Annotated in this window: 23 protein-coding genes; 14 read left to right on the top strand and 9 right to left on the bottom strand. The window is 64.0% G+C overall.

Features of this window, described 5'->3' with window-relative positions; translation table 11 throughout:
• The 10 genes from glnA to VLE48_07710 all read left to right on the top strand — a co-directional run.
• On the top strand, window positions 1-241 hold a 241-nt coding region (gene glnA, locus VLE48_07665), incomplete at its 5' end, for a glutamine synthetase (protein ID HSA92872.1).
• Between the two features lie 100 nt (window positions 242-341).
• Complete coding sequence (locus VLE48_07670; GenBank protein HSA92873.1) at window positions 342-515, top strand: hypothetical protein; 174 nt, start codon at window positions 342-344, stop codon at window positions 513-515.
• Between the two features lie 36 nt (window positions 516-551).
• On the top strand, window positions 552-983 hold the full coding sequence (locus VLE48_07675; protein HSA92874.1) for a nitroreductase/quinone reductase family protein: 432 nt from the start codon (window positions 552-554) through the stop codon (window positions 981-983).
• Between the two features lie 74 nt (window positions 984-1,057).
• On the top strand, window positions 1,058-1,318 hold the full coding sequence (locus tag VLE48_07680; GenBank protein ID HSA92875.1) for a hypothetical protein: 261 nt from the start codon (window positions 1,058-1,060) through the stop codon (window positions 1,316-1,318).
• 325 nt (window positions 1,319-1,643) lie between these two features.
• Complete coding sequence (locus VLE48_07685) at window positions 1,644-3,359, top strand: cation:proton antiporter (GenBank protein HSA92876.1); 1,716 nt, start codon at window positions 1,644-1,646, stop codon at window positions 3,357-3,359.
• A gap of 15 nt (window positions 3,360-3,374) precedes the next feature.
• Window positions 3,375-4,910 carry a potassium/proton antiporter gene (locus VLE48_07690; protein ID HSA92877.1) on the top strand — a complete coding sequence of 512 codons (1,536 nt, stop codon included), beginning with the start codon at window positions 3,375-3,377 and terminating at the stop codon, window positions 4,908-4,910.
• Between the two features lie 58 nt (window positions 4,911-4,968).
• Window positions 4,969-7,899 carry a hypothetical protein gene (locus tag VLE48_07695; GenBank protein HSA92878.1) on the top strand — a complete coding sequence of 977 codons (2,931 nt, stop codon included), beginning with the start codon at window positions 4,969-4,971 and terminating at the stop codon, window positions 7,897-7,899.
• Window positions 7,900-7,967: 68 nt separating this feature from the next.
• Window positions 7,968-9,398, top strand: a complete 1,431-nt coding sequence (locus VLE48_07700) for an NADP-dependent isocitrate dehydrogenase (GenBank protein HSA92879.1) — start codon at window positions 7,968-7,970, stop codon at window positions 9,396-9,398.
• 65 nt (window positions 9,399-9,463) lie between these two features.
• Window positions 9,464-10,390: a malate dehydrogenase gene (gene mdh, locus VLE48_07705; GenBank protein HSA92880.1), complete on the top strand. Its 927-nt coding sequence runs from the start codon at window positions 9,464-9,466 to the stop codon at window positions 10,388-10,390.
• Window positions 10,391-10,612: 222 nt separating this feature from the next.
• On the top strand, window positions 10,613-12,187 hold the full coding sequence (locus tag VLE48_07710) for a radical SAM protein (GenBank protein HSA92881.1): 1,575 nt from the start codon (window positions 10,613-10,615) through the stop codon (window positions 12,185-12,187).
• 25 nt (window positions 12,188-12,212) lie between these two features.
• Here the strand turns inward: VLE48_07710 and VLE48_07715 are convergent, their stop codons facing one another.
• The 7 genes from VLE48_07715 to VLE48_07745 form a co-directional block, all read right to left on the bottom strand.
• Complete coding sequence (locus tag VLE48_07715) at window positions 12,213-12,788, bottom strand: hypothetical protein (protein ID HSA92882.1); 576 nt, start codon at window positions 12,786-12,788, stop codon at window positions 12,213-12,215.
• 97 nt (window positions 12,789-12,885) lie between these two features.
• Window positions 12,886-13,413 (bottom strand): peptidylprolyl isomerase, encoded by a 528-nt coding sequence (locus VLE48_07720; GenBank protein HSA92883.1) that lies wholly within the window; start codon window positions 13,411-13,413, stop codon window positions 12,886-12,888.
• Window positions 13,414-13,460: 47 nt separating this feature from the next.
• Entirely contained in the window at window positions 13,461-14,141 is a 681-nt protein-coding gene (locus tag VLE48_07725) for a peptidylprolyl isomerase (GenBank protein HSA92884.1), read from the bottom strand.
• A gap of 46 nt (window positions 14,142-14,187) precedes the next feature.
• Window positions 14,188-15,468, bottom strand: a complete 1,281-nt coding sequence (locus tag VLE48_07730; GenBank protein ID HSA92885.1) for a dipeptidase — start codon at window positions 15,466-15,468, stop codon at window positions 14,188-14,190.
• An 84-nt stretch (window positions 15,469-15,552) separates the two neighbouring features.
• Window positions 15,553-16,302 (bottom strand): succinate dehydrogenase iron-sulfur subunit, encoded by a 750-nt coding sequence (gene sdhB, locus VLE48_07735; GenBank protein ID HSA92886.1) that lies wholly within the window; start codon window positions 16,300-16,302, stop codon window positions 15,553-15,555.
• A gap of 23 nt (window positions 16,303-16,325) precedes the next feature.
• On the bottom strand, window positions 16,326-18,116 hold the full coding sequence (gene sdhA, locus VLE48_07740) for a succinate dehydrogenase flavoprotein subunit (protein ID HSA92887.1): 1,791 nt from the start codon (window positions 18,114-18,116) through the stop codon (window positions 16,326-16,328).
• Window positions 18,117-18,866, bottom strand: a complete 750-nt coding sequence (locus VLE48_07745) for a succinate dehydrogenase cytochrome b558 subunit (GenBank protein HSA92888.1) — start codon at window positions 18,864-18,866, stop codon at window positions 18,117-18,119. It abuts the gene before it with no gap.
• 205 nt (window positions 18,867-19,071) lie between these two features.
• On the opposite strand from VLE48_07745, the gene VLE48_07750 reads away from it, so the two are divergent.
• Entirely contained in the window at window positions 19,072-19,608 is a 537-nt protein-coding gene (locus VLE48_07750) for a GAF domain-containing protein (protein HSA92889.1), read from the top strand.
• A gap of 11 nt (window positions 19,609-19,619) precedes the next feature.
• Here VLE48_07750 and rdgB read toward each other — a convergent pair whose 3' ends face one another.
• Entirely contained in the window at window positions 19,620-20,222 is a 603-nt protein-coding gene (gene rdgB / locus VLE48_07755; GenBank protein HSA92890.1) for an RdgB/HAM1 family non-canonical purine NTP pyrophosphatase, read from the bottom strand.
• Between the two features lie 80 nt (window positions 20,223-20,302).
• Complete coding sequence (locus VLE48_07760) at window positions 20,303-20,998, bottom strand: hypothetical protein (protein ID HSA92891.1); 696 nt, start codon at window positions 20,996-20,998, stop codon at window positions 20,303-20,305.
• 113 nt (window positions 20,999-21,111) lie between these two features.
• Between VLE48_07760 and VLE48_07765 the strand changes: the two genes are divergently transcribed.
• The 3 genes from VLE48_07765 to VLE48_07775 form a co-directional block, all read left to right on the top strand.
• Window positions 21,112-21,534 (top strand): hypothetical protein, encoded by a 423-nt coding sequence (locus VLE48_07765; protein ID HSA92892.1) that lies wholly within the window; start codon window positions 21,112-21,114, stop codon window positions 21,532-21,534.
• Between the two features lie 7 nt (window positions 21,535-21,541).
• Window positions 21,542-22,570 carry a hypothetical protein gene (locus tag VLE48_07770; GenBank protein HSA92893.1) on the top strand — a complete coding sequence of 343 codons (1,029 nt, stop codon included), beginning with the start codon at window positions 21,542-21,544 and terminating at the stop codon, window positions 22,568-22,570.
• Window positions 22,571-22,749: 179 nt separating this feature from the next.
• A partial coding sequence (locus VLE48_07775; protein HSA92894.1) for a hypothetical protein occupies window positions 22,750-23,367 on the top strand: 618 nt, incomplete at its 3' end.

Genomic DNA, 23,367 nt, shown 5'->3' on the forward strand with positions numbered 1-23,367 from the left:
GCCGCTCGACAAGGACATCTACGATCTGGGTCCGGAGGAGCTGGCGAAAGTGCCCTCCATGCCCGGCTCGCTGGATACCGCGCTCGAAGCCCTCGAGAAGGATCATCAGTTCCTGCTCAAGGGCGATGTCTTCACCGAGGAGCTGGTGCGGACCTTCGTCGAGTACAAGCGCGCCAAGGAAGTGGACGCCATCCGTCTGCGTCCGCATCCGTACGAGTTCGCGTTGTACTACGACATATAGAACCAGCAGCTAGTGGTCAGTGGCGAGGAGCCAGACGAGCCAGGGCCCGGCGATGAGGCGGGCCCTGGCCTTTTCCAGCGGTTCGGCTCATCATGAACAAATGGGCCTTCTTCGCAGATTGCTGGAGTTCCTGCAAAGCCGTTTCCAGCCGGAAGTGCCTCCGCATGCCGATCCTCCCGACGATCCCTATGCCGACCGGTTGGTTCCTGTGCAGCGCGGCCCGGGGAGCCTGAGTGGAGCGGTAGCGCTCGAAGAGCCTGATGACGAGGACTGATCGTCCGGCCTCAAAGCCCTGCTTTCGGAGAACTGAATGAAACACCGCCTTGTGCACGCGCTGCAGAAGTACGTGCTCAACCCGCCGATCAAGCTGCTGTTTGCCCTCGGTCTGGTGCCGCCGGGGTATGCGCTACTGGAAACCACCGGTCGTCAGAGCGGGAAGCCGCGGCGCACGCCGGTGGGAGACAGCCGCATCGGCGACGAGTTCTGGATCGTCGCCGAGCACGGCATGCAGGCAGGCTATGTGCGAAACATTGCCGCGAACCCGCGAGTGCGGGTCCGAGTGCGTCAAGGGCTGCTGCTGAAGTGGCGGACAGGTACGGCGCACCTCCTTCCAGACGATGATCCCCGTGCGCGGCAGCGCTGGCTGGCACGCCAGCGGCCCAGCACGTTGCTGAACAGCCTGGCCGTCCGCGGATTCGGCACCAACCTGCTGACGGTGCGCATCGATTTGGAACCGCGTTGATGTCCCTGGCCTGGAGGCGTGCTCGAAAGTAGCAGCCATGCATCGCGCCAGCGTTCAGGGTAGAATGGCTGGCCGTGAAGGGAAAGAACGCCCAACGCATCTTCGCGATTTTTGCGGGATACCTCATCCTGCTGATGCTGGTGTGTCCTTACCTGCCCACGCCGACCGGCGTGGTGCATGACCGGGCGGGCAAGATCTTTCCCGCGCTGTTGACGGTGCCGGCCGTGGTTGCCGTGCTGCTGGCAGCGTCCGGCGGGAGCGCCCTCACCCACGTCGTCGCAGCTCCCTCGCGGCAGGCCAGCCTTCTCGACCTGACCTGCACGCGCCTCTGCTAGACCTCCGCTGACTCGGAAGTGTTGGGGCTCCGTTTTTTGCACGGAGCCTGAGCGAATCCCACTTACCGACGGAGGACTCTCGAACATGCGCCACCTGATAGTGTCTGCAGCCACCCAAGCTGCTCTTTCGCGTGTGTGCTCCAAATGCCACACCAACCAGATTGTTCCTCGGAGCCGGAAGGACGAAGCGGTGGTTTGCAAGAAGTGCGGTGCCACGATCTCGCCGAAGCGGAAGCACTAGGCGGATGGTATGACCAAACGTCGCGTTCATCCCCGGCATCCAGACGCAGGGTTGGCGCGCAACTGAGGAGAGCCCGGGCCGCCTATGCACGACATCCTGAAGGACATCGCGCTCTGCATCGTGGCTGCGACCGCCTTCGCCTTTCTGGCCAAGTGGACGCGCCAACCCTTGATCCTGGGATATGTCGCCGCGGGCGTAGTCCTGGGCCCCGCGCAAGGGTTGGGCTGGCTGTCCAGCGCGGAGGAGATTGAAACCGTCTCCGAACTCGGCCTGATCCTGTTGCTGTTCATGATCGGGTTGGAGATCGACCTGAAAAAGCTGCGGGAGTCGGGCCCCTCGGTCGGCGTTACCGGCGCGGTTCAGTTCGCTGCCTGCGTGGGGCTCGGGCTTCTCGTCATGCCCTGGCTCGGCTTTCGCCTGGGCGGGGGTGACTTCGGGGCGTTGTACATGGCGATAGCCTGCGCCTTGTCCAGCACCATGATCGTGGTCAAGCTGCTCTACGACAAGTTCGAGCTGGATACGCTGCCGGGGCGCATCACCTTAGGCATCCTCGTGATTCAGGACATCTGGGCCATCCTGTTCCTGGCGCTGCAGCCCAATCTGACCAATCCGGCGGTCGCGCCGCTGCTGCTTTCCTTGGCCAAAGGTGTGGCGCTGGTGGCCGTGGCGTTGCTCGTCAGCCGATATGTCCTGCCGGCGCTTTTTCATTCCATCGCACGCACGCCCGAACTCATGCTGATCGGGACGCTCGGGTGGTGCTTCGGTGTTGCCATGCTGGCCGCGCAGCTCGGCCTTTCACGCGAAATGGGAGCACTGATCGCGGGAATCGCCATCTCCACGTTTCCCTACAACCTGGACGTCATCGCCAAGGTCATCAGCCTGCGGGATTTCTTTATCACGCTCTTTTTCGTCACCCTGGGAGCGAAGATTCCGCGGCCCACGGCGGAGGTCGTGTTCGCAGCCGTTGCGGCGGCGGCATTTGTCGTGCTCTCGCGGTTCGTTACCATCAGCCCGGTGCTGCACCGGCTGGGCAACGGCAACCGCGCCAGCATCCTTCCGGCCATCAATCTGGCGCAGGTGAGCGAGTTTTCGCTGGTGATCGGAGCGTTAGGGGTCAGTCTGGGCCACATCACGCAGCAGACGCTCTCGGTGATCGTGTTCACGATGGTCCTGACGTCGGTGGCCTCGACCTACGGCATCCTGTACAACCATGAGCTGTTCAAGCGTTTGAATCCCATGCTGCGGCGGCTGGGAATGCGCGACCTGGATGAGACGGCTCATCCGGGCGGGGAAGCGCAGGCAAAGGAGATCGTCTTCTTGGGTTTCACAAGTTACGCCAGTTCGCTGCTCCACGATCTCCTGCAGGTCGACCCCGCTCTCGCGGAGCGAACTTGCGTTGTGGACTTCAACCCGGCGGCTAAGCGGGAACTGGACCGCCGAGGCATCCGCGCGCTGTATGGCGACGTGGCTCACCTGGACACGCTTCACCACGCGGCGATTCACGACGCGCAGGTGTTATTGAGCACCGTGCCCGACGCCATCCTCAAGGGCACCACGAACGAACGCTTGCTGCGAGCGCTTGGGGCGATCGCTCCCGAAGCGCGGGTGATTGTAACGGCGGAGACGCTGGCCCAAGCGCGCGATCTCTACCACAAGGGTGCTGCTTTCGTTTTCCTGCCGCGCCTGACCGGCGCCGCCGAACTGCGGGACGTAGTGCTGGCTGCCTTGAACGGAGAAATCGAGCCCCTGCGGCTGGCGGCGCGTGAGGCTCTGGATTTGCGCGAGGAGGTACTGCCGTAAAATGTCGGCGGCGGTTTGCACCGACAGTGGGTCGTCATCGCCCGGCTGACTTGGCATCGCCCGTTCCAGTTCCTGATGCTGCCGATTGAAGTCATCCTCGTCGCGCTGTCCGGGGTGTTCATCCTGGGTGTCCTGGCCAGCAAGGCGTCGGTGCGGCTGGGAGTTCCGGCGCTACTGTTGTTCCTGGTGATCGGCATGCTCGGCGGTTCGGAAGGGCCGGGAGGCATCGCCTTTGACGATCCCTGGCTGGCGCAGGCCCTGGGCGTCATCGCTCTGGTCTTCATTCTGTTCGCTGGAGGCCTGGACACGGACTGGCAGCGCGTGGGCCCTGTCCTGGGCCGCGGCATCGTTCTCTCCACCTTAGCGGTGCTGGCGAGCGCCCTGCTGGTCGGCCTGTTCGCCGCCTATCTGTTGAACTTCTCCCTCCTGGAAGGCTGCCTGCTGGGCGCCATCGTCTCCTCCACCGACGCCGCAGCCGTCTTCAGCGTCCTGCGCTCGCGCAGCGTGAGCTTGAAAGGACGGCTCAAGGATGTGCTTGAGCTGGAGTCAGGCAGCAACGACCCGATGGCCGTGTTCCTTACGGTCGGCATCATCAGCCTGGTGCAGAACCCTGACACGCCGCTGGTGAGCCTGGTGCTGCTGTTCCTGCGCCAGATGGCTCTCGGCGGCGTGGCCGGCTACTTGATGGGACTCGCCATAGCCTGGCTGGTGAATCACATCCGGCTGCAGTACGAGGGACTGTATCCGGTGCTGACGTTCTCTCTGGTGCTGCTGGCCTATGGCGCGACGGCTACTGTGGGCGGCAACGGCTTCCTGGCTGTGTATGTGGCCGGGCTGGTGGTCGGGAATCGCGACATCATCCACCGCCGCAGCCTGCACATGTTTCACGACGGGCTGGCCTGGCTGATGCAGATCGCCATGTTCATCACCTTGGGCCTGCTGGTGTTTCCGTCCCGCTTGCTGCCGGTGGCCGGCGCCGGATTGGCGCTATCGTTCTTTCTCATGCTGGTGGCCAGGCCCGTCAGCGTGTTCTCGGTGCTGCTGTTCGACGACCGCATGCGCTGGCGGCACAAATTGTTGGTCTCCTGGGTGGGACTGCGGGGAGCAGTGCCCATCATCCTGGCCACATTCCCGTTGCTGGCCGGAATGGCGCAGGCCGAACTGATCTTCGACCTGGTCTTCTTCATTGTGCTGACTTCGGTGCTCGTCCAGGGCACCAGTATCCCCTGGGTGGCGCGCTGGCTCGGCCTGGCGGCTCCGCTGAAGGTCCGGCGTGAGTATCCCATCGAGTACGCCCCCACGCGCAGCATCAAGAGTGCCCTGGAAGAGTTCGAGGTACAGCCCGGATCCAGGGCCGTCGGCAAGCAGATTGTCGAGATGGGCCTGCCGCCGGGGGCGCTCATTGTCGGGCTGAACCGCGATGAAGAATTCCAGGTACCCGGCGGCGGCACGGTCTTCCAGCCGGGCGATACGCTGCTGGTCCTGGCGGAGAAAAAAGTGCTGGCGGAGTTGCGCGCCATCCTCGAACCGGAGCGTCGCGAAACTGAGTGACCTTCCGGGACCGTGCTATGCTGGCCGCAGTTATCCCACCTGTGGAGAGCGGTGAAGGGTGAACCCGGCAGCCGCGCTGTCCCACATCGCTTTTCAGGATCCGGAGCGCGCTGCGCAGAACCTGGCGCGCGTTCGTGAGCACGTGCCGGCGGGTGTGGCGGAGTCGCTGCCCACGCTGCTGATTGACTCGCCCGATCCTGACTCCGCCCTCAACCTGTTCGAGCGCCTGTGCTCCGCCGGAAACACCGAAGTCCTGCGGCTGATGGACCGCCACCACTACCTGATCCATTACGCCGTGGTGGTGTTCGGCTACAGCTTGTACCTGGGCGAAACGCTCATCCAGAACCCCGATTTGTTCCACGCTTTGGCGCGCGAGCGGCATCTCGACCGCACGCACTCCCGCGAGGACCACGAGGAGAGCCTGGCGCGCTTCCGTTCCCGTTCCTTCGAGAGCGATGCGGCGCTGCTGCTGGCCCGCTTCAAGCGGCGCGAGTACATCCGCATCATGCTGCGCGATGTGCTGGGCATCGCTACCCTGGCCGAGACCACGGCGGAGATTTCCGCCCTGGCGGACGTGCTCATCGAGGAAGCGCTCCGGGAGTGCGACACCGCCCTGCGCGCACGCTACGGCGCACCGCTCTCTGCGGACCGTGAAGGCCGCGTAGCCGAGCCGCCTTTCGCCGTGCTCTCGCTGGGAAAGCTGGGCGGCCTGGAGCTGAATTACAGCTCGGACGTGGATCTGCTTTTCCTCTATGGCGACGGCGAGCCCGCCGAGCCGGGAACCATCTCCAACCGAGAGTACTTCATCCGCCTGGCCCAGGATGCGACCGAACTTCTTTCTCGGGTGACGCGGGAAGGCGCGGTGTTCCGTATCGACCTGCGATTGCGCCCCCAGGGTCGCGAGGGTGAGCCTGCGGTGCCGCTCTCCCATGCGCTGGGTTACTACCGGGAGCGGGCGCACGACTGGGAGCTGCAGGCCATGATCAAGGCGCGTCACTCGGCCGGCAACCAGTCGCTGGCCCGGGAGTTCATCCGCGCCGTGCAGCCGCACATCTACCGCAAAGAGCTGAATTTTGCCGCCATCGAGACCGCGCTCGACACGCGGGAGAAGATCAGCGCCCACCGCCGCAGGGCCAACGCGGCAAGCAGCCACGGCCGCCTGCACCTGGATGTGAAGGTGGAGCGGGGCGGCATCCGCGATGTCGAGTTCCTGGTGCAGTGTTTGCAGCGCGTGTACGGCGGCTCCGAACCCTGGCTGCGCTCCGGCGGTACGTTGTTTTCGCTGCACAAACTGCATGACAAGGGACATCTTGCCGGCAAGGACTTCCACGATCTGAACAGCGGCTACGAATTTCTCCGGCGGGTAGAACACCGGCTGCAATTGCGGCGCGGGCAGCAGACCCACCGCCTGCCGGAGGCGGAGGCCGAGCTGCGAGTGATTGCGCGCGCAGTCATCGGTACCGACCGCGGCGAAGTCCTGCCAGAGGACTTCGTAGCCACGGTGCGGCAGCGCATGGCGGCCGTGGCGGAGATCTACCAGCGCATCATCCACAGCCAGCAGCAGCAGAAACTGCGCGAGGGACCGGAACCTGGCTTCCGCCTGCTCATGCCTCCCGCCGAGTTGGGACGTGAGCTGACCTATGACCAGATCCTGCACCGGCTGGCGGTGGACGCCCCGGCGCTTTACGAGGTCGCCGCGCGTCGCGAGCTGGCAACCCATGCACGCCGCAACCTGCACCGTTTTCTAAGTGCCTCGTTCACCAGTTCCGAGCGCTATGCCGCCGTCACTCGCGATCCCCAGGCGGTAGAGCGCGCCCTGCGTATCTTCGCCGCGAGCGACTACCTGACGGACATCCTCATCCGCCATCCGGAAGAGATTGCCACGGTGCGCGAGATCGGCGAAAACTCAGAGACAGGCGCGGAAAAGGAACTGTTTGCGCCCGGCAGCGAGGCGGTGTCGGGCGAAGACCCGGTCTTTGAGCACATTGCGAAGTCCGAAGCCTCTTACGGCGAGAAGCTGGCGCTCCTGCGGCAGCATTTTCGGCACCGGGTGTTTGCCGCCGGAGCGCGGGACCTGGTAGAGAGCCGGCCGGTTTATGAATCGCTGGCCGAGACCACCGCCGTCGCCGACGCCGCCATTCGTGCCGCCGCCCGCGTCGCCGGTTCACCGGAAGGATTCGCCGTGCTGGCCCTGGGACGCCTGGGAAGTTGCGAGTTTGACATCGCCTCCGACGCCGATCTGCTCTTCGTCCGCGACGGGGCTGTTTCACAAGCGCAGGGAACGCGGACGGCGGAACAGATGGTCGAAGTGCTGTCGGCGTACACGCGCGACGGCACGGTGTTCGCCGTGGACCCGCGCCTGCGCCCGCGCGGCGCCGAAGGTGAGCTGGTGCATACCCCCGAGCACCTGGCAGAGTACTTCGCGTCGGACGCCCAGGCCTGGGAGGCGCTGACCTACACCAAGCTGCGGCCGGTGGCCGGCTCGCCCGAGCTGGCGGACAGAACATGGCAGGCCGTCCAACGGGGGCTGGCTCGCTTTGCCGGCCATCCCGATTTTCCCGCCGCCGTGCGCGACATGCGCGGCCGCCTGGAGAAAAGCGAGCCCGGAGAGCCGAATTTCAAGACTACTTCCGGCGGCTTCTACGACATCGACTTCATCGCGTCCTATCTGGTGGTACGGCGGCAGGCGTACGAGGTGCGCGGCAACATCCGCGTGAAGCTGCACCAGTTGGCCACGCGCGCCTGGTTGAGCGACAACGACTGCGCCACCCTCGATTCAGCCGGAGAACTGCTGCGGACGCTGGAGCACGTGATCCGCCTGGTACAGGGACGCGCCCGCAAGTCGCTGCCCGCCGCAGAGCAGGCGCGAGAGACCATCGAGCGCCTCACCGCCAAGCTGCTGGGGCGGGAGCTGGCCGGCGGCCTGGAAGCGGAACTGGAGCGCAGCTACCAGGGCGTGCGGCGAGTGTACGAGCGCATGGTGGTGTGACCCAGCGCACAGCCCCCGGGCCGCGCAGTCCTTTTATAATTGCCTGACTTTTTGCGTACGGAGGCCTTATGGCGAAGGCGTACAACGGCGTTCCCGTCCCGACGGACGGGCAGAAGATCACCTACCGCGACGGCCGGTTCCACGTCCCGGACAATCCTATCCTTCCGTTCATCGAGGGGGATGGCACGGGACGCGACATCTGGAAAGCGTCACGGCGGGTTTTCGACGCCGCGGTCGAGAAGGCTTACGGCGGCAAGCGCCGCGTGGCCTGGTACGAGGTCTTCGCCGGGGAGAAGGCGTTCACGCAGTTCAAGACCTGGCTGCCGGACGACACGGTGGACGCGGTGCGCGAGTTCCGCGTAGCCATCAAGGGACCGCTCACCACGCCGGTCGGCGGAGGCATTCGCTCCCTCAACGTGGCCCTGCGCCAGATTCTCGACCTCTACGCCTGCGTGCGTCCCGTGAAGTATTACCAGGGCGTGCCCTCGCCGGTGAAACACCCCGAGCGCATGAACGTAATCATCTTCCGTGAGAACACCGAGGACGTCTACGCCGGTATCGAATGGAAGCAGGGAACGCCGGAAGGGAAGAAGCTGATCGATTTCCTCAACAACGAGATGCTGAAGGGAACGGGGAAGAAGATCCGCGAGGATTCGGGCATCGGCATCAAACCCATTTCGGTCACCGGGACCAAGCGGCTGGTGCGCATGGCTATCCAGCACGCCATTGCCAATGGCCGCAGGGTGGTCACGCTGGTCCACAAGGGCAACATCCAGAAGTTCACGGAGGGCGCCTTCCGTGAGTGGGGTTATGAACTGGCGCAACAGGAGTTTCGTGACGCCATCGTGACCGAGCGCGAGAGCTGGATCCTGGACAACAAGGACAAGAACCCGAATCTCTCGGTGGAGGACAACGCCCGCATGGTCGAACCGGGGCTGGAATTCGCCACCGAGCAATTCCGGCAACAGGTCTACGCCGAGGTGAAGGGCGTGCTCGATGCCATTTACGCCACGCACGGCCAGGGGGCGTGGAAGAAGAAGATCATGGTGAACGACCGCATCGCCGACTCCATCTTCCAACAGGTGGTCACGCGACCGGACGAGTACCACGTGCTGGCCACGCCCAATCTGAACGGCGATTACATCTCCGACGCCTGCGCGGCGCAGATCGGGGGACTGGGAATCGCCCCCGGCGCCAACATCGGCGACGAATACGCTTTCTTCGAGGCCACCCACGGCACGGCGCCCAAATACGCCGACAAGGACGTCATCAATCCCGGCTCGGTTATCCTTTCCGGCGTGATGATGTTCGACTTCCTGGGATGGAAGGAAGCGGCGCGGCTCATCGAAGATGCGCTGGAGCGTACCATCCAGCAGAAGACCGTGACCTATGATTTCGAGCGGCTGATGGAAGGAGCCACCAAGGTCAAGACCAGCGAGTTCGCCGGGCACATCATCACCAACATGGATCAGGCGAGAGTCAATACGGCCGCAGACTAGGCGACGGCAGTCCCCGTCCGCCAGTCGGTTATGAGAGAATTCACAACCAACACTTGAGGGGACTCATGCGCAAAAAAGTGACGATCGTGGGTTCGGGCAACGTGGGCGCCACCGTCGCCCACTGGATGGCGGCCAAGGAACTGGCCGACCTGGTGCTCATCGACATCATCGAAGGCGTGCCCCAGGGGAAAGGGCTCGACCTGCTCGAGGCCATGCCCATCGAGAAGCGCGACGTGCGCGTGCTGGGAACCAATGACTACGCCGATACGGCTAACTCCGACATCGTGGTCATCACCGCCGGCATCCCGCGCAAGCCCGGCATGAGCCGCGACGACCTGCTCAACACCAACTACAAGATCATGCAGGACGTGGTGGGCAAGGTGGTGGCCAACTCGCCCGATTGCATCCTCATCGTGGTCTCGAATCCGCTGGATGCCATGGCGCAGGCCGCCTACAAGCTCTCCAAGTTCTCCCGCAACCGGGTCATCGGTATGGCGGGCGTACTGGATTCCGCGCGCTTCCGCACCTTCATCGCCGAGGAACTCAAGGTCAGCGTGGAGAACGTCACCGCGTTCGTGCTGGGCGGCCACGGCGACACCATGGTGCCCTTGGCGCGCTACTCCACCGTCGCCGGCATTCCCATCACCGAATTGATGGATGCCGCGACCATCGAGCGCCTGGTGCAGCGCACGCGCGACGGCGGAGCCGAGATCGTCAAGTACCTCAAGACGGGCAGCGCCTTCTACGCACCCGCCTCGGCCGTGACAGAGATGGTAGAGGCCATCATCAGGGACAAGAAGAAGATCCTGCCCTGTGCCGCTTACCTCGAGGGGGAGTACGGGATCAGCGGCCTGTTCGTCGGCGTGCCCTGCAAGCTGGGAACTCGCGGCATCGAGGATGTCATTGAGATCAAACTGACGCCGGAAGAAGCGGCGGCGCTCAAGAAGAGCGCCGATGCCGTGAAGGAACTGGTGGGCGTCATCGGTGTATAGCAGGTTGTAGCTGCTTGGACGCCGGGGCTCTCCTCTGACAGACCCAAACAAAAACAGCACCCGGGGCGTGTGTGAAAGCTCAGTCTGGGTTAGAATCTTGCTGGGGTGAGTGCACTTCGGGAGTTCTGCTTACTCTTCTTGATCTTGGCCACGCGAAGCGAACAAATGGTCGTTCGTCCTGCCTAGCGTGCATGTGAGCTTAACCTAAGGGGTGAGTTCAGGATGAGGGTGCACCTTGTCAATCCCAGCGACGTATCTTTCGGCACTGCGGTCGTTCCTCCTCGCTGGCTTTACGTCCTGGCGTCCGCCACACCCCGCCAGTACGGCGATCCTGTCCTGGTAGACGAAACCCTCGCTGCCCTCGATCCGGCAAGCATTGAGCGGGGAGACGTGGTCGGCATCGGCATCCACACCGCGAATGCCCTGCGCGGGTACACCCTCGGCAAGATGGCACGCGACCGTGGCGCCCATGTGGTGTTTGGCGGTATTCACAGCACCCTCTATCCGGAAGAAGCCCATGAGCTGGGCGGCGCGCATGCCGTGGTGCAGGGAGACGGCGACCTGATTTGGAAGACTGTGGTGGCGGACTGCTGCGCGGGTGTCCCGAAGCGCGTGTACCGCGGAGGCCAGATCGAAGCCTCCGACTTCGCTCCCGCGCGCTGGGACCTGATTCCTCGCGAGCGCTACATGTGGGCATCGGTGCAGACGGTTCGCGGATGTCCCAAGCATTGCTCGTTCTGCTCGGTCTGGCGGACCGACGGACAACGCCCACGCCAGCGCACCTGGGACACCGTGATCAAAGAGCTGGTCGAGCTGCGGCGGCTGGGGTTCAACTTCATCGTTCTGGCGGACGACAACTTTTATCCGGTGACACTCACCGACCTCGAATTGGCGGCGCGGCAGAACAACCCCGAGCGGCTCAACCAACTGAAGGCCACGCGAGCCGACCGCTTCGAGCTGATGCACCGGATGGCGCAGCTTCCTGCGGACATGTGCTTCTTCACCCAGATCACCATGGAGGCGGCCGAAGACCCCGATTTCCTGGAGGCCATGCGGGCCGCTCGCATCAAGGGCGTGCTGGTCGGGGTGGAATCGGTTACACCCGAGGGCCTCAAGGACGTCTACAAGGACTTCAATGCCGCGGGAGAGGATCTGGTCGAGCGCCTCAGGACATTCCGGCGCCACGGCGTCTACGTGCTCGGCTCGTTTATCTTTGGCCTTCCCAGCGATCGTCCCGACACTTTCGACGCCACCGCGGAGGTGGCGGACCGAGCCCAACTCGCCTTTGCCCAGTTCGTCATGCTGACACCCTTCCCGGGCACCGTCGATTTCCAGCGCTGGGAGAAAAGCATGGAGAACAATCCGGTCCGCATCGCGAACGTTCCTTTGACGCGGCGCTGGCTCATTCCACTGGCCCTGCGCCCCAAGCTGTTTTGGGAGCACCCCGTCATGTCCGCGGACGAAATCCGCCGTCGGACGCAGGGCGCCTGGGACACGTTCTACAGTCTGCGATCCATCTGGAACCGCTCCCGCTTCATCAAGTCCTGGCAGGGCCGGTTGGCCTTCCTCCTGATTTCGAAAATCTACCGCCAGATGTACGCGGATACGGGAATGGCCACGGACAGCGCGCGCATCGCCTCGTCGGGGCGCTGGGCGCGTTGGCTGGCGAAACCCTGCCGGCGGCTTTTCTCCGCCCAGCCCATGCCGAACCTGCAGATGCCGGCTGATGTCCCTGCGGTTCCGATTCCCGCTCCTGCGAATCTGCTCACCATAGCGAAGGCCGCGGACGGAGACTGAGACCCGGCACGGCCGGTCCTTCCGCTTATTCGTGCTGACGGTCGGCTAAGACCTGCTTCGGCTTGAACAGCGGGTCGTTGGGCTCCGCATAGTGCTCGAGGACCGCACGCAGGATGACTGCCAGGTCGAACCGCGGAACAATGATGGTGCCCTCGCCGTACAGGAAGTCGCTGCGGTCTTCCTGCATCACTCGTTTCAGACCCTTGGGTGTGGCCACGTGGAAACTTGTCGTCCAGCGATGCTCGTGCTCGGGATTCTCCAGCTCCACAAAGAACTCGTCGTACAAGTCCTCCGGATCCGGAGGCCCGTCGACCATGTCGGTGTGCCGGAAGTAGTAGTTGAGGATGTTCGGGCGGGCGAAACCGGGGCCATACTTGGCCTCCAGTTGGCGCACGTCCAGCGGAAACGGGATTTCGTGACCCACCAGCGGAACGGGCGGCTTCACCGGTTCGGGGAAGGAAGGCGGCTCGGGATCGAGCGCGGCGGCGAGATCGCTTGGCTCGGACGCACGGGATAAGTGCCGCGCCAGCAGGTAGAGCGCGGTGGCCGCGCCGCTCAGCAGCGCCAGCTTGACGAGGTCGCCTTCGATGGCTGGGAACACCGCCCTAGTTTCGCATTACCGGGGCTTCTTCCGCACGCCCGCGCTGCCCACGGGGCATGTGTACGGAAACCGGAAGGCGCAGAGCGGAGAGCGCACCTCACGCGCGCTCGATGGTCACCGAGTTCAGCACCACGTCCGTCTTAGGCTTGTCGTTGCGTTCCCGAGGAACGTTGGCAATCCGGTTGACGACCTCCTGGCCTTCCACCACCTCGCCGAAAATGGTATGCAGGCCGTTGAGCCAGTCGGTGGGCGCCACGGTGATAAAGAACTGCGAACCGTTGGTGTTGGGTCCGGCATTGGCCATGGCCAGCTTGCCCGGTTGGTCGAACTTGTAGGGAGAGCCCTTGGTTTCGTCCTCGAACTTGTAGCCGGGACCTCCGGTACCCGTGCCTAGAGGATCGCCCCCCTGGATCATGAAGTTGGGAATCACGCGGTGGAAGATGGTCCCGTCGTAGAGGCGTGCTTGGGTGGCCTGGCGCGTTCGCGGGTGAATCCAGTTGCGCTTGCCTTCTGCCAGGTCGATGAAGTTCTTCACCGTCTTGGGCGCTTCTTTCTCGAACAGGCGGCAGACGATGCGCCCTTCGGTGGTGTCGAACACTGCGTAGGTTCCGGGTGTGCGAGACATGAATCTCCTTTGACCGTCCTTCCTTGGTGCTCTCGGTGCCTCTATGGCTATTTCTTTTCGGCCCGTACGATGGTGATCTTCTCGATCCTTACGGGCTTGATGGGCTTGTCATTGCGTTCGTCGCGGGGCACGCGGGCGATCTTGCGCACCAGGGCGACGCTGGCCGCATCACACTGGCCAAAGATAGTGTGTTTGCCGTTCAGGTGCGGTGTCTGCACCTCGGTGATGAAGAACTGCGAGCCGTTGGTGTTGGGTCCGGAGTTGGCCATCGCCATCCTCCCGGGCCGGTCGAACGTGAGCGTGGGCACGATCTCGTCCTCGAAACTGTAGCCAGGGTCGCCGGAGCCGTTTCCCAGCGGGTCGCCGCCCTGGATCATGAAGTTGGGGATGACGCGATGGAAGATGGTGCCGTCATACAGCGGCGCTCCGACCTTGGGCGACTTGGTCAGAGGGTGCTTCCAGTCGCGCGTGCCTTCGGCGAGACCCACAAAGTTGGCTACCGTCTTGGGAGCTTCTTTTGCGAAGAGCTTGCAGGTCAGCTTGCCCGACGAGGTCTCGATCACGGCCGTGGCGCCCACCAAGGTTGCGGGGTCAGGACCGAGGTTCGGTTTGGCCTCCGCGGCAGCCGGGGCGGGGCTCGAGGGCGCGGCGGATGGGGTTTTCTGAGGTTCCGATTCGCAGGCGACGATGGAAACGAACAAGAGCGCGGCAGCAATCAGTCGGGACATTCGTCCTCCAGTGGACACGTGATTCTAATCGGTACCGTCTTACGCCTCAATGTTTCGGGGCTGCCGCGGCCGACTCCGCCTTTTCCTCGGCCTGGATCTGGCGGCTGATGCGTTCCACGTCGCGGAACACGCGCATCAGGTTTCCGCCCAGGATCTTGTGCAACTGCTCGGCGGTATAGCCGCGCGCCGCCAGCGCCGCGGTGATCTTCGGCAAATCCGCTACCGAGTCGATGCCCTGGGGCAGGGAAGTGACGCCGTCGAAGTCGGAGCCCAAACCGACGTGATCGATGCCTGCCACTTTGGCCACGTGGTCGATGTGGTCGATCAGCGACTTGAACGGCGGACGAGGCACGCGTGCCGCGAACTGGCGGTGCAGCTTGTTGAAGGCGCGGTAGTAGGTCGCGGCGTCGGCGTTTTTCAGCTCAGCCCGCATCTTCTCTTCCGCGGCATCGGCTTCGGCATTCAACTTGGCGGCCTCGCGTCGGTAGTCGTCATCCACAAAAGCAGAGTAGAAGTTCACCATGACCACGCCGTTGTTGCGGGCCACGGCGCGCAGCATGTCGTCGGTCATGTTGCGCTTGTGATTGGTCAGCGCGCGCGCGGACGAATGCGAAGCGATGACCGGGGCGCGGCTGATCACCAGCGTGCGGTAGAACGTACGGTCGGAAACATGCGAGATGTCGACCATCATGCCCAACCGGTTCATCTCGCGGATGACTTCCTCGCCGAATTCGGTGAGGCCTCCCTTGGTGTGCGGGACACCGGCCTTGTCGATGTCGCCGGAAGAATCGGCCCAATCGGTGCTGTTCGACCAGGTGATGGTCATGTAGCGCACCCCCAGCCGGTAGTAATCCCGCAACAGCGCCAAGTCGTTCTCGATGGAGTGCCCGCCCTCGATTCCCATCAGCACCGCCAGCTTGTGTCCCGCATGAGCGCGCTGGATGTCGGCCGGGCTGAACGCCATCATCATGCCGTCGGGATGGCGCGCCACCTGCCGGTAGACGGAATCAATGAGCTCGAAAGTGCGGATGGCGAAGCGGCCGTGCGAGCGCGGCGCCTTCGGGTCCACCCAGACGGAGAAAAATTGCGCGCGCAGATTGCCCTTGCGGGCGAGGTCCAGGTCGAAGTGCCGGCCTTCGGCCAGGGCGCCACGGCTGATATCGAAGTCGTCGGAAAAGTATTGCGTGGTGTCCGCGTGCGTGTCGATGATGAGCGCCGAGTTATGGATGGCGCGCGGGCCGGCCTTGGCGGCAGGTTTTGCAGCCGGTTGGGCAAGGGCGGATAAGGTCACCAGGAAGAGGAACAACAACCAGGGCTTCGCAATCATTTTCAAAAGGTCCTCGCAGTGCAGGCTGGCCGGATTCGACGGCACGGGCGCGTGTCAGGATTCCCCAATCCGAGTTCCACGCCGCTAGCTCCGGAACAGGTCACGGATAGCCTGGCGCATCACCTGGCCGGCCACGCTGGAGATGGCGCGCGTCAGGGGAATCTCCTTGGGGCAGGCCTCGACACAGTTTTGCGCATAGGCGCAGTCGGCGATGCCGCCATCGCCCATCAGCGCCGCCAGCCGGTCCGGCGCCAGTACTTTGCCCGTGGGATGCTCATTGAACAGCGCCACCTGGCCGATGGTGGCCGCGCCCACGAAGCCGGTCTGCTCATTGAACTGCGGGCACACCTCCATGCAGCAGCAGCAGGAGATGCAGCGCGAGTACGGATACGCCTCCTCCTGCTGGCGCGGAGAGACGCGCGGCCCCGAGCCCAGGTCGTAGGTGCCGTCCACCGGCACCCACGCCTTCACGCGCTTCAAGTTCTCGAACAGGACGTTGCGATCCACCGCCAGGTCGCGCACGACCGGGAACTTCGACAGCGGCTCCAGGCGGATGGGCTGCTCCAGCTTGTCCACCAGCGCCGAGCATGCCATCTGCGCCCGCCCGTTAATGCGCATGGCGCAGGAGCCGCACACCTCCTCCAGGCAATTCGAATCGTAGGTGATGGGCGCGGCGGCCTTGCCCTGGCGGTTCACGGGGTTGGCGGCGATCTCCATCATGGCGGAGATCACATTCATGCCGGGCTTCCAGGCCAGCTCAAACTCCTCCCAGTAGGGCTGGGCCCCGGGGTCGGCCTGGCGCTTGATCTTGAGAACGACCGTCTTGTCGGCCATCAAATTCTCGTCAACTCCTCAGGCTATGCCGCCACATCGTAGCGGCGTGGCCGTGGCGGAAGCAGCGACGTATCCACCGGTTCCAGCTCCAGCCGCGGCTCATCGGCGTCCGCCGCAAAGGACGCCTTCGTGGTCTTCAGGAAATTGGGATCGTCGCGCTCGGGGAAATCCGGCTTGTAATGCGCCCCGCGCGACTCGTCGCGCAGGCGCGCCCCCTGGGCGATGACGCGCGAAAGCTGCAGCATGTTGTAGAGCTGGCGGGCGAAGGCCACCGTGGTGTTGGCCCACTGGCTGCGGTCGCTCAAGTTGATTCGGCGGTAGCGTTCCAGCAGATCCACCAGCTTGCCGTCGGTCTCTTCCAGCGCCTTGTTGTAGCGGATGACGGTGCAGTTTCGGGTCATGATCTCGCCCAGCTCGCGCCACAACCGGAACGGGTTCTCGCTGCCGTCGGACCGCATCAGCCCGGCGTTGATTTCCTCCTGGCGTTTGCGTTCCGCATCGAAGACGCCGGACTCCACCGCCTCCGCGGACCTGGCGATGGACTTGGCGTACGCCATGGCCGCCGGTCCGCCTGCGAATCCGCCGAAGATGCACGAAACCAGCGAGTTCGCCCCCAGCCGGTTGGCGCCGTGGTACTGGTACTCGCATTCCCCGGCGGCGTAAATCCCCGCCAGGTTCGTGGACTGCTTGAAGTCGACCCACAGGCCGCCCATGGTGTAGTGCATGCCCGGAAAGATCTTCATGGGCACTTTGCACAGATCGTCGCCCACGAACTTCTCGTAGATCTCCAGGATGCCTTCCAGCTTGCGGTCCAGGATGGCGGCGTCGATGTGGGTCAGGTCGAGATAGACCATGGGCTTGCCGTCGATGCCCAGCCCATGCTCGTACACCACCTTATGGATGGCGCGCGTGGCCACGTCGCGCGGCACCAGGTTCCCGTACTTCGGGTACCACTCTTCCAGGAAGTACCAGCGCTCCGATTGCGGAATGGAGAGCGGCTCGCGCTTGTCTCCGGGGTTCTTCGGCACCCACACGCGGCCGCCTTCGCCGCGCGCCGATTCCGACATCAGCCGCAGCTTGTCCTCGCCCGGGATGGCGGTGGGATGCACCTGGATGAATTCGCCGTTGGCGTAATAGCACCCCTGCTGATAGAGCGCGCCCTGTGCCGACCCGGTGCAGACCACCGAGTTGGTGGACTTGCCGAAGATGGCCCCGATCCCGCCGGTGCACACGATAATGGCGTCTGCCGGGAAGGTGCGGACCTCCATGGTGCGCAGGTCCATGGCACAGATGCCGCGGCACACCCGGTTCCCATCGAGCACGGCGGAAAGGAACTCCCAGTGCTCGAATTTCTGCACCTTGCCTTCGGCTTCGAACCGCCGCACCTGCTCATCGAGCGCGTACAGGAGCTGTTGACCCGTGGTGGCGCCGGCGAACGCGGTGCGGTGGTACAGCGTTCCGCCGAAGCGCCGGAAGTCCAGCAGGCCCTCGGGGGTGCGATTGAAGGGAACGCCCATGCGGTCCAGCAGGTCGATGATGCCCGGGGCGGCCTCACACATCTCCTTGACCGGGGGCTGGTTGGCCAGGAAGTCGCCGCCGTAGATGGTGTCGTCGAAATGCTTCCAGGTGGAGTCGCCCTCACCCTTCAGGTTCTTGGCGGCATTGATGCCGCCCTGGGCACACACCGAATGCGAGCGTTTGACCGGAACGATGGAGAAGAGGTCCACATTGCCGCCCTGTTCGGCGATCTTGATGACCGCCGCCAGACCGGCCAGCCCGCCTCCGATGACAATGATCTTGGGGGCTCGGGCCATTCAGCGCTTCTCCGCCGCCAGCGATTGGGCAACCGGGCTGCTCACCGTTTTCTCCGCTGGCCACGGCCGCAGGAAGGCGCGCACGGTCAGCAACCACACCGCCAGGAACGCCACGCCGATCATCAGGCACACGTAGCCGAAGCGCCGCCGGGCATGCTCACCCACCGTGATGCCCCACTTGGCGGCGAACAGCCAAAGGCCGTAGCTGAAGTGCCATACCGCCGCCACGATTCCCACCACGTAGAACGCCACCACCCAGGGGTTCTCAAACGCCGCCTGCACTTTTCCGAACGCCGCGTACGGGTTCTCCGGCAAATGGACGCCGGTGAAGCGCATCTCCCAGGTGTGGAACACGATGTAGGCGAAGGCGATGCCTCCCGTCCAGCGCTGCAGCGTGTACATCCAGTTGCCCGCCCACGGGTAATCGGCCACGTTGGACTCGCCACGGATCCAGATGTAGAAGCCGTAGAGCGCATGAAACAGGATGGGCAGGAAGATGAACGTCGTTTCTACGACTACGAGGAAGGGCACGCTTACCAGGAATGCCACTTGCTTGCCGTAGGCCGCCGGGCCGTTGGTAGCGAAGGCATTCGACACCATGTGCTCCACCAGGTAGAAGCCTACGGGGAAGATGCCGCTCAGCGAATGCAGGCGGCGCAGCCAGAACGAACGTCCCTGGCCGGCCCGCAGTGGGGCCACGCCGGCATGGATGCGAGGGGTATCAGCCGGGGGAGCGGCGGTAGACGCCATTCAGTCGCGGGTCTCCTTGCGGTTGCGCGGTGCGAAGCCCAACTCTCGATTATCTTTGTCGCTGCGCAGCGAAGTCAAGGAAGTCCGCATCGCGGCAAACTGCACCGTGGAACGCAGCGGCAAAATGGGCTCTCGCCGCTCTTGTTCGTCCCCGCACGGCGGATATAATGGCCTGCCTCGATTCCAGCCGACCACGGAGGGTCCCATGGCCACACCTGTCATCGCGTTCGCGCAACTGGCCACCGAGTGCGAAAAGGAGGGTCTGAGCCCGAAAAACGGGGAAAAGATCGCCGCCGAACTGGCCAAGACCTTCGGCGTCAAGGACGACGAGGTCGGCATCATGCGCGTGGACAAGTCGAGCCTGGTGTTCGTCTATCCCTCCAAGCTGCACAATATCGGGACGATCCCGCTCAACACCACCGGCTCGGTGGCGGCACGCACCTTCAACACCAAGCGCGCCGAGATCATCAACAACTTCGCCCAGGCCAAGCACACCTCCATCTTCGAAGCCGTAGATACCGGGGGCCGCCCCAAGCCCCAGCCGGGAGAGAAAGTGGACAAGCACGCCTACGTCATCCAGAAGCTCATGTCGGTGCCGGTGATGTCGCAAGCCGGCCCGCTGGGCGTCATCCAGGTCTGCCGCAAGGGCATGTCCGCCCCCGCCTCCGGTGCTGACTTCTCCCCCGCTGACTTGCAGAAGCTGGTCACCATCTGCCAGGCCATCTCCAAGTGCTTCAAGTAGACGGTCGGTAGTTAGCGCTCGGCGTCTCTGCCATACCAGTCCAGGAAGCTCCTGAACGCCGCCCCCCGATGGCTTACCTTCGCCTTTTCCTCCGGCGAGAGTTGGGCAAAGGTCTTGCGCAGCGGCGGGAAAAAGAACAATGGGTCATACCCAAAGCCTCCACTGCCGAGCGCTTCACACAGGATTACGCCCGCCGCCTCTCCCTGAAACGTGTCCAGCGTCCGCCCGTCGCGCGCCACGGCAATCACGCACACGAAACGCGCGCTTCGCCGATCGTCGGGGACGCCTTCCAGCTCCTGAAGCAACCGCACATTGTTCAGCTCGTCGGTCGCACTCTCACCCGAGTAGCGCGCCGAGCGTACCCCCGGCGCGCCGCCCAGGGCCTCGACTTCGAGGCCCGAATCATCCGCCAGTACCAAATCTCCCGGAACGTACCGACTGTAGTGCTCGGCCTTGGCTCGCGCGTTGGCTTCGAACGTCGGGCCGTCTTCGACGATGGTGGGAAGGGAACTGAAGTCGGGAATGGCAGCTACTTCGATGTCCGACTCCGCCGCTGCGCCGGCGAAGTCGCGCAGCTTCCCCGGATTCGACGTTGCGATCAGAACGCGCCCCATGGAAAGCGGGAAGGATACAACGTTGCGCTTGGAACCGCTAAACCACAGGCGCCGCGCGTGCCGTTCGGGAATCGGCACCATTACCAAAAGCTACCCTGGCGAACCTCACGGGTACACACAGCCTGCATGTTGTCTTTGGGGTGGAGGCGGAGCACCAGGCTGAAGCAGACTTTCTGGTCGGCAGCCTCGCGCAATATGGATGCCAATGCCTTTAGGTCTTGGGTCACATCAGGGCCTGCAGCCAACTCCGCGCCCAGGTTCTGCTGCAGTGCTTCGATCGTCCGCAGGCCTTCCGCGGGGTCATGCCAGCGAACCTCCTGACCATAGTGATCGTAAGCGAAGCCATAGGCCGATAGCGGCGCCACTCCCAAAGACCCGGCAAGCTGTTCCAGCGCAGCAATCTCCCGGTAAACTCCCCGGCCGCGCGCGAACGCCGTCATCGTCTTCCCTCCGTACCTCGCCAATTCGCGCGCGAAGTAGGGCACGATCCGGGGCTTGAATGGAAACAACCACGTTGACGGCCACAGGCCGTACGGACCGAACAGCCACAGAAAAACGACCCATCCGAAATATGCGGTGAGCAGCGCCAGAGTGGAGAAACCGAGCGCTGGCCACCCTTTCCAGGGCAGCCTTGCCTGCAAGATGAGGCCCAGAATCGATACGGCAAGACCTGTCACAAAGATCCATGGAAGCCACCACGCCATCCGTTGGCGGGTGAGACGAACCTGGTGCTGGATCTGCTTCGCGACGATTGCCGGAACATCCGTCTGACCCATAAGGCCAGGAGATTGTACTCACTACGCACCCGCTATGGTGTTGAGGCTGCGCGCAGCAGGGTATGCGGCTGAGTTGACGGTCCGAACCAGGGAGCAGAAAATAGCCGCCCGCCATGAACGGCCAAACGAGCGGACTCGAAGCTGCCGTGCGCGTAACGCGCACTGTCCATCTGACGTTGTTGGCCACGATTCCGTTGTATTTCGGCCTGGGCGAGATGTTAGCCCGCGTTTCGTCCGGAGACCTCCGCCCGGTCCGCCAATTGCTGACCGTGTTCGCCGTGGTGGTGTTTGGCGCCCTCGTCGTGGTACGGAAGCGAATGCTTGCACCCGCGATGGATTTGCTTCGACGGAACCCCGATGACACTGCGGCCTTGGGGCGTTGGCGGGCAGCAAACCTTATTTCCCTCGCCCTTTGCGAATCATTGGCACTGTACGGATTTGTCCTGCGCTTCCTCGGGGCCAGTACCTTCGAAGCCGCGCCCTTCTTCGCCGTGGCCTTCGTGCTGATGCTGGCGTTCCGGCCCTCGGCGCCCTAGGACTCTCGTGCCGCGCGCTTTCAATCTCTGTCTCCTGGGCTTCGGCAACGTCGGCCGTGCGCTGGTCGAACTGTTGCTCGAGAAGCGCGCCGCCCTCGGCTCGGAGTACGGCATCGAGTGCCGGATTACCGGCGTGGCCACGCGCCGCATGGGATGGATCGCCTCGCCGGCCGGCCTTGACCCTAAAGTGTTACTTGAAGGTGCCGTGCCGCCTCCGTCGCGATGCGCCCGGCCCGCCGGGGTCCGCGAATGGCTGCGAGCCGCCCAGGCGGACGTCCTTTTCGAAAACACCTCGCTCGACTTCGAGACTGGCGAGCCCGCCATCTCGCATCTGCGGGCGGCTCTGGAGCACGGAGCCCACGCCATCACCGCCAACAAGGGGCCCGTGGTCCACGGCTACAGAGAACTCTCAGAATTGGCCCGGCGTCAGGACCGTCGCTTCCTGTTCGAGTCCGCCGTGATGGACGGTGTTCCCATCTTTTCGATGTTCCGCGACACCCTGCCGTTGGTTGAGGTCACGGGCTTCCGCGGCGTGCTCAACTCCACGACCAACGTCATTCTGGGAGGAATGGAAGCAGGGAAGAGCTTCGCGGACTCCCTGCGCGACGCGCAATCGGCGGGCGTGGCCGAAACCGACCCCGCTGCCGATGTCGAGGGCTGGGACGCTGCCGTCAAGGTCGCGGCGCTGGTCACCGTACTGATGAATTATCCGATCAAGCTGGAACAAGTAGAGCGCCAGGGCGTCCGCGACCTGACCGGCGAAGCCGTGCGCGCGGCCCTGGCTGCGGGGCGCAGATGCAAACTGGTGTGTGAGGCGAGGCGCTCCCAGGGGAGCGTACGCGCGTGGGTCCGGCCGGAAGAAGTCCCGCAGGCCGACGCCCTGGCGCGCGTCGAAGGAACGTCCTCCGCCATCACCTTCTACACAGACGTCTTTCCCGCGCTGACGCTATTCGAAGAGAATCCCGGCCCCAAAGCCACGGCCTACGGGCTCCTGGCCGATTTCCTCACCGCCGTGGGCCACCGAGCCTCTGATTAGACCGAGCGACCGCACGTCACCATAGCGGTCGCAATGACTCAAGGAGTCACTGATTCAAACGTTCTTCGTCCACACCACGTGATAGCGTTTGCGGCGATGGCCATTGGTGAATTGGCCGCATCCGGCGAGCTGCTTCCGCCATCCCATGCTCAGATCGTTGAGGCTCTGGAGGCGGTGGAATGAATCCTGCCGAAGCATTTCGCTCCCTGTCCACACCGCTGGTTGCTGACGCGTGCGTGCGCCTGCTGGGCGACGTTCGCGTCGCACCGCCCGGCCTGCGCCCGCTCTTGCCGGGCTCGACGCTGGCTGGCCCCTCGCTCTACGTGAAGCACTACGGCAGCGTGGACGTGTTTCTGGAAGCTTGCGACCGATGCCGGCCCGGCGACGTGCTGGTGGTGGACAACGACGGCCGTCTCGACGAAGGCTGCCTGGGCGATCTCTCCGCGCTGGAAGCAAAGGCCGCGGGATTTTCGGGCGTCCTCATCTGGGGCGCGCACCGCGACACGGCCGACCTGCTGCGCATCGGCCTGCCTCTGTTCAGCTACGGCTCCTGTCCCGCCGGCCCGGTTCGCTCGGAAGCGGAACTGCTCGCCGGAGCGGGACCCCGGTCTACGGGCCTTCGGATCCAAGACGGCGATTGGGTCTTTGCCGACGCCGACGGCGCCGTGTTCGTACCCGGCACCCGCGTCGAAGAGGTTGTTCGGCTTGCGGGGCAGATCCACCACACCGAGCGCGAGCAGGCCCGCCTTGCCAGCACGGGTGTGAGCTTGCGCCAGCAGTTTCGTTGGGATGACTAC

Source organism: Terriglobales bacterium (assembly GCA_035454605.1).
Lineage (GTDB): Bacteria > Acidobacteriota > Terriglobia > Terriglobales > Acidobacteriaceae > DATMAB01.

Coding starts and splice junctions, on each gene's coding strand:
- VLE48_07700 (HSA92879.1), top strand. CDS start 7,968: ATGGCGAAGGCGTACAACGGCGTTCCCGTCCCGACGGACGGGCAGAAG.
- sdhA (HSA92887.1), bottom strand. CDS start 18,116: ATGGCCCGAGCCCCCAAGATCATTGTCATCGGAGGCGGGCTGGCCGGT.
- rdgB (HSA92890.1), bottom strand. CDS start 20,222: ATGGGGCGCGTTCTGATCGCAACGTCGAATCCGGGGAAGCTGCGCGAC.
- mdh (HSA92880.1), top strand. CDS start 9,464: ATGCGCAAAAAAGTGACGATCGTGGGTTCGGGCAACGTGGGCGCCACC.
- VLE48_07720 (HSA92883.1), bottom strand. CDS start 13,413: ATGTCTCGCACACCCGGAACCTACGCAGTGTTCGACACCACCGAAGGG.
- VLE48_07675 (HSA92874.1), top strand. CDS start 552: ATGAAACACCGCCTTGTGCACGCGCTGCAGAAGTACGTGCTCAACCCG.
- sdhB (HSA92886.1), bottom strand. CDS start 16,302: ATGGCCGACAAGACGGTCGTTCTCAAGATCAAGCGCCAGGCCGACCCC.
- VLE48_07765 (HSA92892.1), top strand. CDS start 21,112: ATGAACGGCCAAACGAGCGGACTCGAAGCTGCCGTGCGCGTAACGCGC.
- VLE48_07745 (HSA92888.1), bottom strand. CDS start 18,866: ATGGCGTCTACCGCCGCTCCCCCGGCTGATACCCCTCGCATCCATGCC.
- VLE48_07725 (HSA92884.1), bottom strand. CDS start 14,141: ATGTCCCGACTGATTGCTGCCGCGCTCTTGTTCGTTTCCATCGTCGCC.
- VLE48_07760 (HSA92891.1), bottom strand. CDS start 20,998: ATGGGTCAGACGGATGTTCCGGCAATCGTCGCGAAGCAGATCCAGCAC.
- VLE48_07685 (HSA92876.1), top strand. CDS start 1,644: ATGCACGACATCCTGAAGGACATCGCGCTCTGCATCGTGGCTGCGACC.
- VLE48_07670 (HSA92873.1), top strand. CDS start 342: ATGGGCCTTCTTCGCAGATTGCTGGAGTTCCTGCAAAGCCGTTTCCAG.
- VLE48_07710 (HSA92881.1), top strand. CDS start 10,613: ATGAGGGTGCACCTTGTCAATCCCAGCGACGTATCTTTCGGCACTGCG.
- VLE48_07750 (HSA92889.1), top strand. CDS start 19,072: ATGGCCACACCTGTCATCGCGTTCGCGCAACTGGCCACCGAGTGCGAA.
- VLE48_07730 (HSA92885.1), bottom strand. CDS start 15,468: ATGATTGCGAAGCCCTGGTTGTTGTTCCTCTTCCTGGTGACCTTATCC.